18 protein-coding genes and 1 pseudogene are annotated in these 15,824 nt (G+C 68.5%); 5 read left to right on the top strand and 14 right to left on the bottom strand.

Features of this window, described 5'->3' with window-relative positions; genetic code table 11:
- The 4 genes from K789_RS0119200 to K789_RS0119185 all read right to left on the bottom strand — a co-directional run.
- Positions 1–1,384: acetyl-CoA carboxylase biotin carboxylase subunit (locus K789_RS0119200; protein ID WP_024368170.1), on the bottom strand; the 1,384-nt coding region annotated here is incomplete at its 3' end.
- Positions 1,384–3,039, bottom strand: a complete 1,656-nt coding sequence (locus K789_RS0119195) for a 5-oxoprolinase/urea amidolyase family protein (RefSeq protein WP_024368169.1) — start codon at positions 3,037–3,039, stop codon at positions 1,384–1,386. The genes K789_RS0119195 and K789_RS0119200, both read right to left, overlap by 1 nt.
- Before the next feature lie 46 nt (positions 3,040–3,085).
- Complete coding sequence (locus K789_RS0119190; protein ID WP_024368168.1) at positions 3,086–4,423, bottom strand: MFS transporter; 1,338 nt, start codon at positions 4,421–4,423, stop codon at positions 3,086–3,088.
- A 100-nt stretch (positions 4,424–4,523) separates the two neighbouring features.
- Positions 4,524–5,282, bottom strand: coding sequence for a LamB/YcsF family protein (locus K789_RS0119185; protein WP_024368167.1), 759 nt, complete (start codon positions 5,280–5,282; stop codon positions 4,524–4,526).
- A gap of 108 nt (positions 5,283–5,390) precedes the next feature.
- On the opposite strand from K789_RS0119185, the pseudogene K789_RS23580 reads away from it, so the two are divergent.
- A pseudogene (locus K789_RS23580) lies at positions 5,391–6,106 on the top strand (GntR family transcriptional regulator).
- Positions 6,107–6,274: 168 nt separating this feature from the next.
- Here the strand turns inward: K789_RS23580 and K789_RS0119175 are convergent.
- From K789_RS0119175 to K789_RS0119140, 8 genes are all read right to left on the bottom strand, one after another.
- Entirely contained in the window at positions 6,275–6,907 is a 633-nt protein-coding gene (locus K789_RS0119175) for a flavin reductase family protein (protein WP_024368166.1), read from the bottom strand.
- Between the two features lie 102 nt (positions 6,908–7,009).
- Positions 7,010–7,882, bottom strand: a complete 873-nt coding sequence (locus K789_RS0119170; RefSeq protein WP_029705370.1) for an urease accessory protein UreD — start codon at positions 7,880–7,882, stop codon at positions 7,010–7,012.
- The gene (gene ureG, locus K789_RS0119165; protein ID WP_024368164.1) at positions 7,879–8,496 is read right to left on the bottom strand and encodes an urease accessory protein UreG; all 618 of its coding nucleotides are present in this window, start codon (positions 8,494–8,496) and stop codon (positions 7,879–7,881) included. Before ureG ends, K789_RS0119170 begins: the two co-directional genes overlap by 4 nt.
- 34 nt (positions 8,497–8,530) lie before the next feature.
- Positions 8,531–9,220, bottom strand: a complete 690-nt coding sequence (locus K789_RS0119160) for an urease accessory protein UreF (protein ID WP_024368163.1) — start codon at positions 9,218–9,220, stop codon at positions 8,531–8,533.
- Positions 9,201–9,683 (bottom strand): urease accessory protein UreE, encoded by a 483-nt coding sequence (gene ureE / locus K789_RS0119155; RefSeq protein WP_024368162.1) that lies wholly within the window; start codon positions 9,681–9,683, stop codon positions 9,201–9,203. Before ureE ends, K789_RS0119160 begins: the two co-directional genes overlap by 20 nt.
- 19 nt (positions 9,684–9,702) lie before the next feature.
- Positions 9,703–11,448: an urease subunit alpha gene (ureC, locus tag K789_RS0119150; RefSeq protein ID WP_024368161.1), complete on the bottom strand. Its 1,746-nt coding sequence runs from the start codon at positions 11,446–11,448 to the stop codon at positions 9,703–9,705.
- Positions 11,445–11,774 carry an urease subunit beta gene (locus tag K789_RS0119145; RefSeq protein ID WP_024368160.1) on the bottom strand — a complete coding sequence of 110 codons (330 nt, stop codon included), beginning with the start codon at positions 11,772–11,774 and terminating at the stop codon, positions 11,445–11,447. Before K789_RS0119145 ends, ureC begins: the two co-directional genes overlap by 4 nt.
- 10 nt (positions 11,775–11,784) lie before the next feature.
- Positions 11,785–12,087 (bottom strand): urease subunit gamma, encoded by a 303-nt coding sequence (locus tag K789_RS0119140; RefSeq protein ID WP_024368159.1) that lies wholly within the window; start codon positions 12,085–12,087, stop codon positions 11,785–11,787.
- A gap of 203 nt (positions 12,088–12,290) precedes the next feature.
- Between K789_RS0119140 and K789_RS0119135 the strand changes: the two genes are divergently transcribed.
- Complete coding sequence (locus tag K789_RS0119135) at positions 12,291–12,626, top strand: hypothetical protein (RefSeq protein ID WP_024368158.1); 336 nt, start codon at positions 12,291–12,293, stop codon at positions 12,624–12,626.
- A gap of 33 nt (positions 12,627–12,659) precedes the next feature.
- Here K789_RS0119135 and K789_RS0119130 read toward each other — a convergent pair whose 3' ends face one another.
- Positions 12,660–13,412, bottom strand: a complete 753-nt coding sequence (locus K789_RS0119130; RefSeq protein WP_024368157.1) for a LysR family transcriptional regulator substrate-binding protein — start codon at positions 13,410–13,412, stop codon at positions 12,660–12,662.
- Positions 13,413–13,502: 90 nt separating this feature from the next.
- Here K789_RS0119130 and K789_RS0119125 point away from each other — a divergent pair, with 90 nt between their 5' ends.
- Complete coding sequence (locus K789_RS0119125) at positions 13,503–13,907, top strand: DUF5997 family protein (RefSeq protein ID WP_024368156.1); 405 nt, start codon at positions 13,503–13,505, stop codon at positions 13,905–13,907.
- A 20-nt stretch (positions 13,908–13,927) separates the two neighbouring features.
- Here the strand turns inward: K789_RS0119125 and K789_RS0119120 are convergent, their stop codons facing one another.
- Positions 13,928–14,311 (bottom strand): VOC family protein, encoded by a 384-nt coding sequence (locus tag K789_RS0119120; RefSeq protein WP_024368155.1) that lies wholly within the window; start codon positions 14,309–14,311, stop codon positions 13,928–13,930.
- 158 nt (positions 14,312–14,469) lie between these two features.
- Between K789_RS0119120 and K789_RS0119115 the strand changes: the two genes are divergently transcribed.
- Positions 14,470–15,102 (top strand): hypothetical protein, encoded by a 633-nt coding sequence (locus K789_RS0119115; RefSeq protein WP_029705368.1) that lies wholly within the window; start codon positions 14,470–14,472, stop codon positions 15,100–15,102.
- A 69-nt stretch (positions 15,103–15,171) separates the two neighbouring features.
- Positions 15,172–15,810, top strand: coding sequence for an NADPH-dependent F420 reductase (locus K789_RS0119110; protein ID WP_024368153.1), 639 nt, complete (start codon positions 15,172–15,174; stop codon positions 15,808–15,810).
- Positions 15,811–15,824 lie beyond the last annotated feature (14 nt).

The raw sequence follows: 15,824 nt of genomic DNA, 5'->3' as shown, positions 1-15,824 counted from the left end.
CGGGCGCGGTGGTGCTGTACTCCGGGTCGGCGGAGATGGAGTGAGTGTCCGCGAAGTCGGTTTCGATCCAGCGGGTGTGGATGCCCAGGCCGTCCTCGGAGGTGAAGTCCGGGGATTCGAGCACGGCGCGGTGGAACGGCAGCACGGTGGCCACCCCGGTGATGCTGATTTCGGCGAGGGCGCGGCGGGCGCGGCGCAGCGCCTGCTGGCGGTCCGCGCCGGTGACGATGAGTTTCGCCAGGAGCGAGTCGAACTGCGGCGGGACGAAGGAGCCGGGGCGGACGCCGGTGTCGAGCCGGATGCCCGGGCCGGTGGGGCCGTGGAACTCGTCAACGGTGCCGGGCGAGGGCAGGAAGCCGCGCCCCACGTCCTCGGCGTTGAGCCGGAATTCGAACGAGTGCCCGCGCGGTGCCGGGTCCCCGGTGATGCGCAGCGGCTCCCCGGCGGCAATGCGGAACTGCTCCTGCACGAGGTCGATTCCGGTGGTTTCCTCGGTGATGGGGTGCTCCACCTGGAGCCGGGTGTTCACCTCGAGGAACGCCACGGTGCCGTCGGCGGCGACCAGGAATTCGACCGTGCCGGCGCCTGAGTAGCCGGCTTCGCGGCAGACGGCCTTGGCGGCGTCGTAGATCTGGCGGGTCTGCTCGTCGCTGAGGAACGGCGCGGGGGCCTCCTCCACGAGCTTCTGGTGCCGGCGCTGGAGCGAGCAGTCGCGGGTTCCGACGACGACGACGTTGCCGTGGGCGTCCGCGAGGACCTGCGCCTCGACGTGGCGGGGCCGGTCGAGGTAGCGCTCCACGAAGCATTCGCCGCGGCCGAAGGCGGCGACAGCCTCGCGGACGGCGGAGTCGAAGGCTTCCTCGACCTCGTCGAGGGCGCGGACCACCTTCATGCCGCGGCCGCCGCCGCCGAAGGCCGCCTTGATGGCCATCGGCAGACCGTGCAGTTCGGCGAAGGCGCGGGCCTCGGCGGCGGATTCCACCGGTCCGTCGCTGCCGGCGACCAGCGGGGNGCGGACGGCGGTCTCGCGGGCGGTGATCTTGTTGCCGAGCAGGCGGATGGCGTCCGGCGTGGGCCCGATCCAGGTGAGCCCGGCGTCAAGGACGGCCTGGGCGAATTCGGCGTTCTCGGACAGGAAGCCGTAGCCGGGGTGGAGGGCATCGGCGCCGGATTCGGCCGCGGCGGCGAGGAGCTTGGGGATGTTCAGGTAGGTGTCCGCGGGCGAGTTGCCGCCCAGGGCGTAGGCCTCGTCCGCGGCGGTGACGTGCAGGGCGTCGGCGTCGATGTCGGCGTAGACGGCGACGGAGGCCAGCTGCGCGTCGTCGCAGGCCCGGGCGATCCGGACGGCGATTTCACCGCGGTTGGCGATCAGGACCTTGCGCATCAGTTACTCACTTCTTCTTCGGGGGTGGCGTTTTCGATGGTGCTGGCGTCCGCCCAGCGGAAGCGGATCCTGCCGCCGATCGGGACCTGGGCCGCGAGGTCCAGCTGGGAGTCGACCACCACGGCGATCACCGGGTAGCCGCCGGTGATCGGGTGGTCGGCCAGGAAGAGCACGGGGAGCCCTTCCGGCGGGACCTGCAGGGCGCCGGCGACGGTGCCCTCGCTGGCGAGTTCGCCCTGGCGGGTGCGCTGCAGCGGGGTTCCCTGCAGGCGCATGCCGACGCGGTTGGACTGCGGTTTCACTTCCCAGTCCTGGCCGCAGAAGGACGCCAGCGTTGCGGCGTCGAACCAGTCGGCGCGGGGGCCGGGAACGACGTCGAGCACGGTGACGCCGGTGCCCGGGAAGTCCGGCTGCAGTTCGGGGTGCCCGACGACGCCGGATTCGGCCTCCCCGCCGGCGGCGAACAGCTGGCCGGCGGCCAGCGGAGCGGGGCCGATCCCGGACATGGTGTCGGTGGAGCGGCTGCCGAGCACCGGGGCGGTGTCCACGCCGCCGCGGACGGCGAGGTAGCTGCGGAAACCGCTCTCCGGCCCGCCGATGGTCAGGGTTTCGCCGTCGAGCAGGGCGAAGGGGGTGGCGATCGGGACGGTCCGCCAGGCTGGCTCAAGGTCATCCCCCGACGGCGACGCGATGGTCAGGTCCGACGGCGCACCGGCGACGGCGAGGACCTGGTCCCCGACCGCCTGCACCGCGAGGCCTCCCGCGACCGTTTCGATGGCGGCGGCCGACGGCGCGTTCCCGACGAGGCGGTTGGCCCGGCGCAGCGACGCCCGGTCCAGCGCGCCGGCAGCAGAGACGCCCAGGCCGGAGTGGCCGTACCGGCCGAGGTCCTGGATCAGGCTCTGCAGGCCCGGCGTGACAACCCGCAGTCCGGACGCCAGCTCCGGAGCAGGAACCTGGGCCGGGTGTTCCGGCGCCAGTATGACGATGTCCCGGATCGCGCGGAACTGGACCCGGTGGCCGGGGACGGCCAGGGCAGGCTGCTCCCGGTCCAGGTCCCACATCTTCGCGCCGGTGCGGCCGATCAGCTGCCAGCCGCCGGGCGAGCGTCGCGGGTACACGGCGGAGTAGTTGCCCGCCAGCGCCACCGATCCTGCGGGGACGGCCGTGCGCGGCGAGCTGCGCCGCGGCACCTCGAGGGCCTGGTTCTCCCCCACCATGTAGCCGAAGCCGGGGGCAAAGCCGGCGAAGGCGACGGTCCAGATCTGCCCGGTGTGGGCTGCGATGACGCCGTCGGTTCCGAGGCCGGTCAGCTCCCCCACTTCGGCGAGGTCCTCGCCGTCGTACACGGTGTCGATGACCACCAGCCCGCCGTCCCGCTGAACGGGCGCGGTGAGGTCGAGCCGGAGCAGCCGCGCGGCGATCCGTTTGGCCGAGACCGGGGAGTCCGCGGTGACCAGCACCGTCTCGGCCGCGGCGAGGATGTCCAGCTGGCCCGGCAGCGGGTTCTCCAGGAGCAGCGCCTGCAGTGCCAGTACGTCGTGGGTTCCGGTGAGCTCGGCGAGTACCGCGCGGGTTCCCACCGCCCGCACGGAACGGACTTTTTGTACTGCCGCTTTTTGTACTGCCAGGGTTTCCCCCGCTGTCTCAATCATCAGCTGCCTTCATCGTTGCCGGTGCCTTGAACTGGATCCGCGCCGCTTAGGCGTGGGCTTCCTGCAGGAGGCGCTCTTCTTCCGCGGTCTGCGGGTTGCGGCCCAGGGCCAGCCCGACGACGGTGACGATCGAGGCGATCGCGAGGTAGCCGGCAATCAGGTACCAGTTCCCGGTGGCGGCGTAGAGCGCGGTGAAGATCAGCGGTGCGACGGCGCCGCCCACCACACCGGCCAGGGTGTAGGCCAGCGAGCTGCCGGCGTAACGCAGCCGGGCCGGGAACTGCTCGGTGATGTAGGCGGCCTGCGGGCCGTACATAAAGGCGTGGAACGCCAGGCCGATCACGACGCCGATAGTGAGCATCACAACGGACTTGCCCTGGATCATCCAGAAGAACACCGGGATGTAGAGTGCGGTGCCGACAGCGGCGATGCCGTAGACCAGGCGGCGGTTGAAGCGGTCCGTGAGGGCGCCAGCGGCGGGGATCAGGAACAGCTGGAAGGCGGAGCCGATCAGGATGGCAGCGAGCACGTTGCCGGTGGTCATGCCCAGCTGCTTGGTGGCGTAGACGGCCACGAAGACGGTGAAGAGGGCGTAGAGCACGTCGGGGCAGACGCGGGAGAGGGCAGCGGCCACGAGGGCGCGCGGTTCCTTGGTGAAGACTTCCTTGATGGGGGCCTTGGGCTGCTCGCCGTGGGCCTGGATGGCCTTGAAGACGGGGGTTTCCTCGAGCTTGAGCCGGATCAGGAGGCCGAAGACCACCAGGAGGGCGGAGGCGAGGAAGGCGACGCGCCAACCCCAGGAGAGGAAGGCTTCGTTGCTGAGGGTCGCGGCGAGGAAAGCCAGGACACCGTTGGCCATCAGATTGCCGGCCGGCGGTCCGATCTGCGCGGCGGAGGACCAGAAGCCGCGCTTGTTGGCGTCGCCGAATTCGCTGGAGAGCAGGACGGCACCGCCCCATTCGCCGCCGACGCCGATGCCCTGGGCCAGGCGCAGCAGCACCAGGATGATGGGGGCGGCGACGCCGATGACCGAGTAGTCAGGCAGCGCACCGATCAGCACGGTGGCGGCGCCGATCAGCATCAGGGTGACAACGAGGACGTGCTTGCGGCCGATCTTGTCACCGAGGCGGCCGAAGATCACACCGCCGATGGGGCGGGCCAGGTAGCCCACTGCGAAGGCGGAGAAGGAGAGCAGCAGGCCAACGAACTCGTCGTTGCCCGGGAAGAAGATCTTCGGGAACACCAGGGCCGAGGCCACGGAGTAGATCGCGAAGTCGTAGTACTCCAGCGAGGTGCCGGTGAGGCTCGCGACATAGGCCTTGAGGGCGCCCGGCGGCAGCTTCCTCTTGCTGGCGGCCGGGGTGGCCTGGTGCGGTGCGGTCATGATTTCCTCCAGGGTGCGGGGTGCTGCCTGTGCTGGGCGGGGGTGGTGAAGCGTCGCCGGCGGGATGGCGCAATGCCGGTGTAGCTGTGGTTTGGGCGGGTCAGACGAACGCGGCCGTGCTGATGCCGGCGGCGGTGAGGGCCTCGCGTACTGCGGCGGCCATGGTGACGGCTCCCGGGGAGTCGCCGTGCACGCAGATGCTCTCCGCGCGGATCTTCAGGATGGAGCCGTCAATCGTGCGGACGGCGGAATCGGAGGCCATCCGGAGGACATGCTCCGTGACCTCGGCGTGGTCGTGTAGGACGGCTCCGGGCAGCGTGCGGGACACGAGGGTCCCGTCCGGGTTGTAGGCCCGGTCCGCGAAGGCTTCCGTCACGGCGCGGAGCCCGGCGGCCTCGGCCAGGCGGAGCACTTCCGAGCCCGGCAGGCCCAGGATGGGCAGGTTCGGGTCGACGGACTTTACGGCGTCGACGACGGCTTTCGCCTGCGCGGTGTGCGCGACGATCGCGTTGTAGAGGCCGCCGTGCGGCTTGACGTAGGTGACCCTGCCGCCTTCTGCGGCGGCCAGGGCCTGCAGAGCGCCGATCTGGTAGACGACGTCGTCCGCGAGTTCGATCGGGTCGATGTCCAGGAAGCGGCGGCCGAATCCGGCGAGGTCGCGGTAGCCGACATGGGCGCCGATCACGACGCCGGCGGCAACGGCCTCGCGGCAGGTCTTCCGGATCACGCTGGGGTCGCCGGCGTGGAATCCGCAGGCCACGTTCGCACTGGAAACCGAGCGGAACATCGCCGTATCGTCTCCCAGGTTCCAGCGTCCGTAGGACTCGCCGACGTCGCTGTTCAGGTCGATGGTTGCCATTTGTGATCCTCGTCTCATTGATAGCCCCCTCACTAGGATGCCCTAAATCTACGGATTGTTCAACAATTCTTCGATTCCACGATGTGACGATCGTGTAAATTCTGACGTATGACGAGCTCCGAAGCAGGATTCCGTGGCATTCCCGGCTCAACCGGCTCCACGCTGGCCGCGGCGGCGCGGCTGCGGGTGGCCATCCCCTCCGTCGCGGACCGGGTCGCTGCCGAACTGCGGCTGCAGCTGGCGGAAGGGCTGCTCCTGCCGGGCGCGCGGCTGACCGAATCAACCATCTCCGAGGAGCTGGGCGTCTCGCGCAATACCGTCCGCGAAGCCTTCGCCGAACTCGCGGCCGAGNCGAGCGGCTGGTGGTGCGGCAGCCTAACCGGGGAGTGTTCGTCGCGAGCCTGGGGCCGGGCGACATCCACGACGTCTACACCGTGCGCCGCTTCCTCGAAGTGAGCGCCATCCGGGGCGGCGGAAGCCCGGAGCGGGTGGCGGCGGTCCGGGCAGCCATCGAGGAAGGCCGGGCCGCGGCGGCAGCGGACGACGAGGAGGCCCTCGGCAACGCCAACCAGCATTTCCACGGGGCCATCGTGGCGCTGGCCGAGAGCCCGCGCCTCAACACGATCATGGCCCAGGTCCTGGCCGAGATGCGGCTCTTTTTCCACAAGGCCACACTGGACGCGCACTTTTACCGCAGCTACCTCGACGACAACGAGGAAATCTGCAAGGCCCTGGAAGCCGGCGAACTGGACCGTGCGGGAGACCTGCTCCTGGCCTATCTGGACCGCTCGGAAGAGAAGCAGAGCGCCGTCCACGGGGACTGAGCGACGGTGCCGCACCGCCGGCAGGCACGCCCGCGACGCGCCTTCTGGCCGGCGCGGCGGCAAATTCCCGACGCTACCCGAATTCCGGCGTCGACAGCGTTTCCGCGCGTCGGGGAGAACTCCCCGCGTCGTGGTGCCGCGCCGGGCGGCAAGCCGGCTCGGCGCAGGTCAGTCGAGGGACCCGTGCGTTGGCCGGAACTCCCCCGGCCAGTCGGCCGTCCGGATCCGTTTGAGCTCGCTGACCGGACCCATGACGCCCCATTCATCAAGGCCCAGCCGCGAGAGTGGGTCCAGTTTGCTGATCGTGGGATGCGATCCTTGGAGAACGTCTGAGGCGACCACGGCATGCGTGACTTCGCCGAAGACCAGGAAACAGTCGCCGATCTCCAGCGTGCTGTGGAGCTTGCACTCCAGCGCAACCGGTGATTCCGCAACCCGGGGAACCTGCACCGTGCGGCCGGCTTCACGCGTCAGGCCAGCGGCGTCGAACTCGCTCACCTCCGGCGGGAAATTCGTGCCGGTGGCGTTGACCTCGGCCATGAGGTCCGCCGGAGCCAAATTCACAATGAACTCGCCCGTTGCGACGATGTTGCGCAGCGAATCCTTCTCACCCACCGACGTGAACTGAATGATGGGCGGATTCACCGAGGCGACCGTGAAGAAGGAATGCGGGGCGAGGTTGTCCACGCCGTCGGCGGACGTACTCGAAACCCACGCGATGGGCCGGGGAACGATTACCGCCGTCAGCAGCCGATAGAAGTCCCCGGCTGGCAGTTCGTCAGGGCTGAAGTCCGTTCGCATGGCTCCACCTTACGACTGGGCCGCCGAACCTCGTGCCGGTGGGTTGCCCCGGGAGCTGCTCGCGGTCACGGTACAGGGCGGCGACTTCCGTCAGCGTGGTCATCAGTATTTCCTGAGGTTCAGCGGCGCAGTGCCGTGCCACCGCTGCCGCAGGAGGGCACTGCAGGCGCCCAGGAGCCGATTGAGTTCTTCCGTGCTGTTCGAGAGGGAGCGGAGCACGAGGCCGCTGATGCCATTGGCTGTGGCAGTCAGGGAGACCCCCGTGTAGGCATCGTGCCCGCCGGTCAGGACGTGCAGCTCGTCCACGAGGGCCTGGTCAACCCGCCGGTCGACCACAATCAGGGATCCCACGTGGCTGAAGCCCTCCATGAACCCCATCCCCGTGACGTCGTAGGCTGGCGGCCGGATCAGCAGGTTGTCGAGGGCCAGCAGTCCGATCTTGCCCCTGGACTCGACCCGGATTTCGGTCCGGAGCCGCAGCTCCTCGTACCGGAACGAGGCGCCGTCCGGCGACCAGCCGGGGGTGATGACCTCGGACATGACAAGGCTCGACGTCGGGTGCAGGGTGATGTGCGTGTTCTGCCTGTAGCTGGCCTCCCGGTAGGCGATCAGCTGGTCCGGGGCCAGCTCCAGCTGCGACTCCTCCCCCAGCCGCAGCCGCATCCGCTGCTCGGCAAACGAGCCCGGCGTCCGGTAGATCTTGGTGGCCGATTGGGTGGTGAGCAGAAGCTTCGCCCCGTCCGCCACCTCGACTTCGAGGACATAGAGGTCGGCCCCCAGATACGCCCCGCCAGGATTCACCACGACATAACAAACCTGCCCGGAGTCATCCAAATAATGCGGCCGCAGTACCCGCAAGGCGCCCTGATGGTACTGATGCGAAGCAACCGACCGCCCACCCCGCACGTCGATGCGCAAGGCGAGCTCCCCCCTCGGTGTCTCGACGGCGGAATCAGCAGCCGCCGTCGTGCTCATGACGCCAGGTCGAGCATCAGGACATCGCGGCGCATCCATTCGATGACGCGGTCCAGTCCTTCGTCGGTCTTGAGGTTGGTGAAGCAGAACGGCTTCCCGCCACGGAATTCGCGCGAGTCCCGTTCCATCACGGCCAGGTCGGCGCCGACGTGCGGTGCGAGATCGGTTTTGTTGATGATGAAGAGGTCGGACTTGATCATGCCCTGGCCGGCTTTACGCGGGATCTTCTCGCCCTGGGCCACATCAATGATGTAGATGGAGAAGTCCACCAGTTCGGGGCTGAATGTTGCGGAGAGGTTGTCCCCGCCGGACTCCACAAAGATCACCTGCAGGTCCGGGTGCCGCTTCTTGAGCTCCTCGATGGCGGCCGTATTCATGGACGTGTCCTCGCGGATGGCGGTATGCGGGCAGCCGCCGGTTTCCACGCCGATGATCCGGTCGATCGGGAGGATGCCGTTGGCCGCCAGGATCTTGGCGTCCTCGATCGTGTAGATGTCGTTGGTGATGGCCGCCATGGATATTTCCCGGCTCATGTGCCGGGTGAGACGCTCGACCAGCTGGGTCTTGCCGGCACCCACCGGGCCGCCGATGCCGATTTTGATGGGCTCAGACATATTCTTCTCCAGACATATTTCGTGCGCGGCTGACTTAACTCATGAACATGCGGGCACGCTGGCGCTCGTGCCGCATCTGCGAGATTTCGAGTCCGGGACTGACGGCGCCAAAGTCGCTCCGGTCGAGGGTGGCGGCGCGTTCGACCGCGGCGGCGACGTCGCCGGCCGCCTTCCGCAGCAGCCGCTGGCCTGCGTTTTGCCCCAGCGGAATGGCCCGCACGGCGTTCTGCGTCAACGACGTCAGGGTGGCGAACAGGTAGGCGGCAAGGGCCTCGGGCAGCGGCACACCAAGGGAACGGGCGACGACGGCGAACGCCAGCGGCTGGTGACCGGCGGCACGGCCCGAACCCACCAGCTCCCGGTACTCCGCCAGCTCGAGGGACGGAAAGATCTCGGCGCCGATCTCCAGCAGCCGGGTGCCCATCTTGATGCTGGCCTCGCGCAGCTGCCGGGGCAACAGCTGGGCCGTCAGCAACGCGTCCAGTTCAGCTACGGAAACATCCTCATATAGGAACCGGATGGCCAGTGCGTCCGAATACGTCAGCTGTTGCCCCGCGAACGCGGCCAGCCACACCGCGAAGGACTGCTCGTCATGCACCAGCCCGCGCTCGATGTAGCTCTCAAAGCCCAGCGAGTGCGCGAACGCGCCGGTGGGCAGCGCGGAATCACACAGCTGCTGCAGGGCCAGCTGGTAGGACGCGGGGCTAGTGGGAGTGTTCGGCATGGCGGAAGGGGACGGGCATCACGCGCTCCTGGCGGTCATAGGGCGCCCCGACGTGTTTGAGATAGTCCTCCACCGTGTGGTCGTACTGGCAGACCATGACTTCGGCGCCGTACTCGGACGAGGCACCAAAGAACTGGGCCTGCAGGTGCCGGTTGCCGAGGGAGTGCGCCACCACCCCCATCTCGTGGATGGTCCGCGGGGCGATGACGAGGACGTCGGTGGGCAGCACGGACACCACGATCATGTTGTCCTCCGCGACGTGCAGGATGTCGCCGTCGCGCAGGTCCCCGGAACCGGAGGGGAGGCGGATGCCCAGTTCCTTGCCGTGGTCGGTGGTGACCCGCTGGACGCGCTTGACCAGCTCCGCGCTGGGCAGCACCACCTTCTCCCGGTGAAGCCCGAAGTACGGGTCCGGACCGAGGGGAAGGTCATGGGTGTTGCCGAGGACCTTTTCGATGATCATTCCTGTCGCCTCCTGAAGCCTAGAAAAGGAAGTAGCGCTGCGCCATCGGCAGCACGTCGGACGGTTCGCACGTGACGTCCTCGCCGTCGACACTTACCTGGTATGTTTCCGGATCCACCTCGATGTCCGGGGTGGCGCCGTTGTACTTGAGGTCCGCCTTCGTGAGGCTGCGGATCCCGGACACGGGCCGGATGACCTTCTCCAGGCCCAGCTCGGCAGGAACCCCGGCCTCGATGGCGGCCTTGGAGAGGAAGGTGATGGAGGACTGCTGCAGGGCCTTGCCGTACGCGGCGAACATGGGCCGCATGGTGCGCGGCTGCGGCGTGGGAATGGAGGCGTTGGCGTCCCCCATCAGCGCGTAGGCGATTTGCCCGCCCTTGATCACCAGCTCGGGCTTGACGCCGAAGAACGCCGGGTCCCAGAGCACCAGGTCTGCGAACTTTCCGACCTCCACCGAGCCGATCGAGTCGGCCATGCCCTGGGCGATGGCCGGGTTGATGGTGTATTTGGCCACGTAGCGTTTCAGCCGGAAGTTGTCGCTCCCGGCGCCGAGACCGGAGGGGGCGCCGTGGCTGCCGCCGTCAGGGTCCTTGAGGACCCCGCGCTGCTTCTTCATCTTGTCGGCGACCTGCCAGGTACGGATGATGACTTCGCCCACCCGCCCCATCGCCTGGGAGTCCGAGGAAGTGATCGCGAAGATCCCCAGGTCCTGGAGCACGTCCTCGGCGGCTATCGTCTCGGCGCGGATGCGGGAGTCCGCGAATGCCACGTCCTCCGGGATGTCCGGGTTGAGGTGGTGGCAGACCATGAGCATGTCCAGGTGCTCTTCGATGGTGTTGCGCGTGTAGGGCAGCGTGGGGTTGGTGGAGGCCGGCAGGACGTTGGGCAGCCCGGCGATCTTGATGATGTCCGGGGCGTGCCCGCCGCCGGCGCCCTCGGTGTGGAAGGTGTGGATCACGCGCCCGCCGATGGCCCGGATGGTGTCCTCCACGAACCCGCACTCGTTCAGGGTGTCGGTGTGGATGGCCACCTGGACGTCGTAACAGTCCGCGACCTTCAGCGAGGTGTCGATCGAGGACGTCGTGGAGCCCCAGTCCTCATGGACTTTCAGGCCGATCGCGCCGGCGCGGATCTGCTCGGCGAGGGGCTCGACGGCGGACGCATGGCCCTTGCCGAACAGGCCGATGTTGATCGGGAGCCCTTCGGCCGCCTGCAGCATCCGCTGGATGTGCCATTTGCCGGGGGTCACGGTGGTGGCCTTGGTGCCCTCGGCGGGGCCGGTGCCGCCGCCGACCATCGTGGTCACCCCGCTGCACAGGGCGGCGGGGACCTGGTCCGGGGAGATGAAGTGGATGTGCGAATCCACGCCGCCGGCGGTCAGGATCTTCCGCTCGCCGGCAATGATTTCGGTGCTCGCGCCGATCACGATGTCCACGCCGTCGGTGATCTGCGGGTTGCCGGCCTTCCCGATCCGGAAGATGTGGCCGTCCCGGAGCGCGACGTCGGCCTTGTAGATCCCGGTGTAGTCCAGCACCACGACGTTGGTGATCACGGTATCGGGAACATCCCCATCCCGGGTCACCTGTCCGTTCTGGCCCATGCCGTCACGGATCACCTTGCCGCCGCCGAAGACCACTTCCTCGCCGTACACGGTGAGGTCCTTCTCGATTTCGAGGAACAGTTCGGTGTCGGCGAGGCGGATGGCGTCGCCGGTCGTCGGGCCGTACAGGTCCGCGTATTGCCTGCGGGACAATTCGAAACTCATCTGCGTACTCCCTCTATCGGGGCAAGCGTGCCGTTGACCGCGTTGCTGAGCCCGTAGACCTCACGCCGGCCCGCGAGTTCAATCAGCCGGACGGTCTTGCTGTCCCCCGGCTCGAAGCGGGCAGCGGTGCCCGCAGGAATGTCAAGGCGCCGGCCGTAGGCGGCGCGCCGGTTGAACGTCAGGGCGGCGTTCGCTTCGGCAAAGTGGAAGTGCGAGCCCACCTGCACGGGACGGTCGCCGGTGTTGGTCACGACGACGTCGATCGCCTCGCGGCCGGCGTTGACCTGCACTGGCTCGGGGCGAAGGACGTATTCTCCGGGAATCATCGCAGCTCCCCTATCGGATGGGATCGTGGACGGTGACGAGCTTGGTGCCGTCCGGGAACGTGGCTTCGATCTGGACGTCGTGGATCATCTCCGGGACGCCATCCATCACGTCCTCACGGCGGAGCACAGTGCTGCCGTAGCCCATGAGGTCCGCCACGGTCCTGCCGTCCCGGGCGCCTTCGATCAGTTCGTAGCTGAGGATGGCGACGGCCTCCGGAAAGTTCAGCTTCAGCCCGCGCGCCTGGCGCCGGCGGGCGAGGTCGGCCGCGACCACGATCATGAGCTTTTCCTGCTCACGGGGCAGAAGATGCATGACGGAATCCCTTCGACGCCGGCGGTCACGGGCCTGGCGGCGCCGCGGTGTTGCCAGCGTAGACGGGCAACGTTTCCTGCAGGTTTCGTCCGTCACATACGGTGTTGCGGCGGATGCGGCCGGGGCCCGGCTTCAGCCGGTCAAACAGCCGGCAGAACTGCCGCAGCCAGCTTCCGCTCAGGAGACCTTGTTAGGGTGAACGAATGAAACTTCGCCTCGCCGCCCTGTCCGCTGCCACCCTGATGATCACGCTGACGGGCTGCGGGCAGGTGCAGGACGCCGCGAACAAGGCCGTGAGCGACGGCGCCTCCCAGGTGGCCACGGCGGCCGGCAGTGAAGTGAAGAAGCAGGCCTGCAGCCTCGTGGAGGACGGCCTGGTCAGCGTCAAGGACAAGGAAGTCCTCGGCGGCCTTGTCGCCGGCGCAGAGACCGCGGGGGTTCCCGCCGAGATCACCACCCCGCTGCGCCAGATCGCCGACTCCGGCGACCAAGCTCCGGCCGAATCGGTCAAGGCCCTCCAGGACGCCTGCGCCAAGTAAACCCGGCGCATAACTCCAGCGGCGGGGCCGCTCCTAGCGCTTGCCCTTTTTCCGGGATCCCTTGCCACGGCCCTTGTCCGGGTTCGGGGCGTAGCGCTGCGCCACCTTGGGCTTCTTGACGGCCGGACCGCGCCGGTCAGGCTTCGGTTCCTTCTTGGGCTTTTCCTGCTGGGCGGAGGGCTGGCGGGAGCTCGCGGCGGTGCGGCCGCGGACAATGCCGATGAACTCCTCGATTACCTCGTCCGTGGTGTCGCTGGGCCAGGCCACGGCGATCTCGGTCCTGGGTGCCCCGGTGAGTTTGCGTGCCACAGTGTCTTTGACGTTGAAGTGGCGGGCCACGGACATCGGCAGGATTACCAGGCCGGCCCCGGTGGCCACCACCTGCAGCGCCATTTCCGGGCCACCGAGTTCGGCGACGTCCAGGAACGACTCCTTGGACAGGTCGGCCAGGTCCACCTCCTCGAACAGCGAGATCTCGTGTCCCTTGGGCGCCACCACCACGGGCTGTTCCTCATACAAGGGAATGACGCTAAGGCCCTCGCGCTCCACCGGCAGCCGGACGAAGCTCAGGTCCGCGGAACCGTCGCGCAGCACGGTGAGCTGGGCGCCGTCGTCGGACATAAAGGAGCGCAACGGAACGTCGGGCATCCGCTCCTCCCAGCGCCGGGTCCACTTGCCCGGGGTCACGCCGGGGACGTAGGCGAAACGCAACTCCCGCACGGCAGCAACGGCTGCGACGTCGGCGGTTTCGTCGGGGGTCTGGGGTGTTTCTTCTGCTGCGGACACATGTTCACAGTACCGCCCGGCCCGGCGCATGGCGGGTGTCAGAGTTCAGTGCCGGTGCCCAGTCAGCCGCTGGCCGGATACCCTTGAAGCATGACCTCTGCAAACTCCCAGTCCATGAAGCCGGCCACCGTTGCCAAGAAGCTTGGCATCTACCTGCCCGCAACACCCCAGGAGTTCCAGGATTCGGTCATCACCCGCGCCGATTTCGCCGAGCTCCAGGCCAACCCGCCGGAGTGGCTCGCTGAACTGCGCCGCAACGGCCCGCACCCCCGCCCGGTGGTCGCACAGAAGCTCAACGTCTCCATCAGCGGCCTGGCCCGCGGCGGCGTCGAGGAAGCGCTGACGACGGCGGAAATCACCGCACTGCTGCAGGCTCCCCCGGCGTGGCTGGTCGCCGAACGCTCCACCCACGCTGCCGTGCGCGCCGAGGCCCAGCGGGTCAAGGACGAGGCTGCACAGAAGGATGCCAAGAAGGCACGCACCGCCGCCGAGTAGCCGCGGCCGCCGGTACCGGCTCAGTCCTGGTGGAGCTGGACGAAGTTCCCGCACCCGTCGTCGAACACCGCGGTTGTCCCCCCGGGACCGGCGGAGGGCTCGCCCTGGAAGATGACTCCTTTGGCCGTGAGCCGCTTGAACTCGGCCCGGACATCGGTCACCCCGAAGACGATCGCGGGCAGCCCGGCGTCGTGGCATCCGTTCATGTAGGCGGCCCCGATCGGGTTGTCGCTGGGTTCCAGCAGGAGCCCAACCGATCCGCCGCCGGCGCCGGCCGGGTCCTTCACGATGTACAGGTTGTGCTCCGGGATGGCCATGAGGCTCTCGAAGCCGAGGATTCCGGTGTAGAACTCGAAAGCAGCGGCGGGGTCCTTGACGTGGATGCTGCACATTTTCAGTCGCATGAGGCCTAGGCTACGCCCGGACGGCCCCGGGTGTGAACCGGACTTACCCCACCGGGCTCCCGCATGGTTCCGGGACCATTGACGGCCCGCCTGCGATGGATTCCAATGGAATTAGCGGAACCGCGCCCGCACCGGGCCGGATCCCTGGAGGTGTTGGAATGCCGTCTCTGTTCGAGCCCGCCCCTTTCGCGCTGTGGCAGCTGCTTGCCTTGGCCGTCGTCGTCGTATGCTCGGCGGGAGCCTCGGTCTATTGGGTCCGGAAGCACCTGGCGGCCGACGACGACGGCCTGCCGGACGCCGTGTTCTGGGACGGTTTCGCCGGGCTCGCCATCGTTGCGCCGGCCGTGATCCTTCCGGCCCTGGCAGCACCGTGGGCCGGCCTGCTGCTCGGGGTCCTCGCCGCCGCTGCGGCTGCGGCCTCCTATCTGTGGACGCCCACGGTCTTCAGCAAGCAGGAGGCCCGGCGCTTCTCCCGGGAAACCGCCGCCAGCAACGTGGCCGCCGAAGCGCGGCACCGCAACGCCCTGGCCAGGTGGCAGCGCTACGAACTCGACCCCGGGCACTGCATCGACTACCCCGCCATGAGTGACCCCCGGCAGCCGGAGACGGCAGCCCTGATCCGGGCGATGAAGGATGCGGAGCGGCTCCGCGGCTGTGCCGACGCCGGTTATGCCCCGGCCGTTGCCCGGCTGGAACAGGCCCTCGCCGACGCCGAACGGGCCGCCGGCGTCCGGCACGACGCCCCGACCCGCATCGCCGGATTCCCGACGGCGGACCCCGCCCTCGGCTGACGCCCCCGGCAACTCACCCTCCGAGCCCCACGTCCCCGCATTCCACGGTCATCCCCGGAAGGAAGCACCATGACAGATATCACCATCATCGGCAGCGGCAACATGGCACGGGCGATCGGAACCCGTGCCGTGGCTGCAGGACGCTCGCTCCAGATCCTGGACCGGACACCGGAGAACGCGGCCAAACTCGCCGCCGAACTGGGCGCTGAAACCACTTCCGGAGGGCTGGGCGACATCCCGGAGGGGGACATCGTGGTGCTGGCCCTCTACTTCGGGCCGGCCAGGGAAGTGGCGACGCACTACGGCGACACACTGAGCGGCAAAACCGTGGTGGAGATCAGCAACCCGATCAACGCGGACACCTTCGATTCCCTTACCGTCGAGCCTGGCACGTCGGCCGCCGAGGAGATCGCCGCCCTGCTGCCGGGGGCGGACGTCGTCAAGGCCTTCAACACCACGTTCGCCGGTCCGCTGACGGCCGGAGTGACGGGCGGGATGCCCCTGGACGTGTTCATCGCCTCGGACTCCGAGGAGGCCGGCAACCGGGTCGCCTCGTTCGCGGCGGCCGCGGGGCTCCGCCCGTTGCGGGTAGGCGGCCTGCGGCATGCCCGGGAGCTCGAGGGATTCCAGCTCCTGGTGGCAGCCCTGCAGGCCAACCCCGCCTACGGGTCCTTCAACTGGGCCACCGGGCTGAAGATCATCGACTAGGCCGGCGCCGGCGG

Source organism: Arthrobacter sp. TB 26, from assembly GCF_000427315.1.
Lineage (GTDB): Bacteria > Actinomycetota > Actinomycetes > Actinomycetales > Micrococcaceae > Arthrobacter.
Note: the sequence above shows the minus strand (reverse complement) of the source record. Positions and strands in the feature narration are given on the sequence as shown.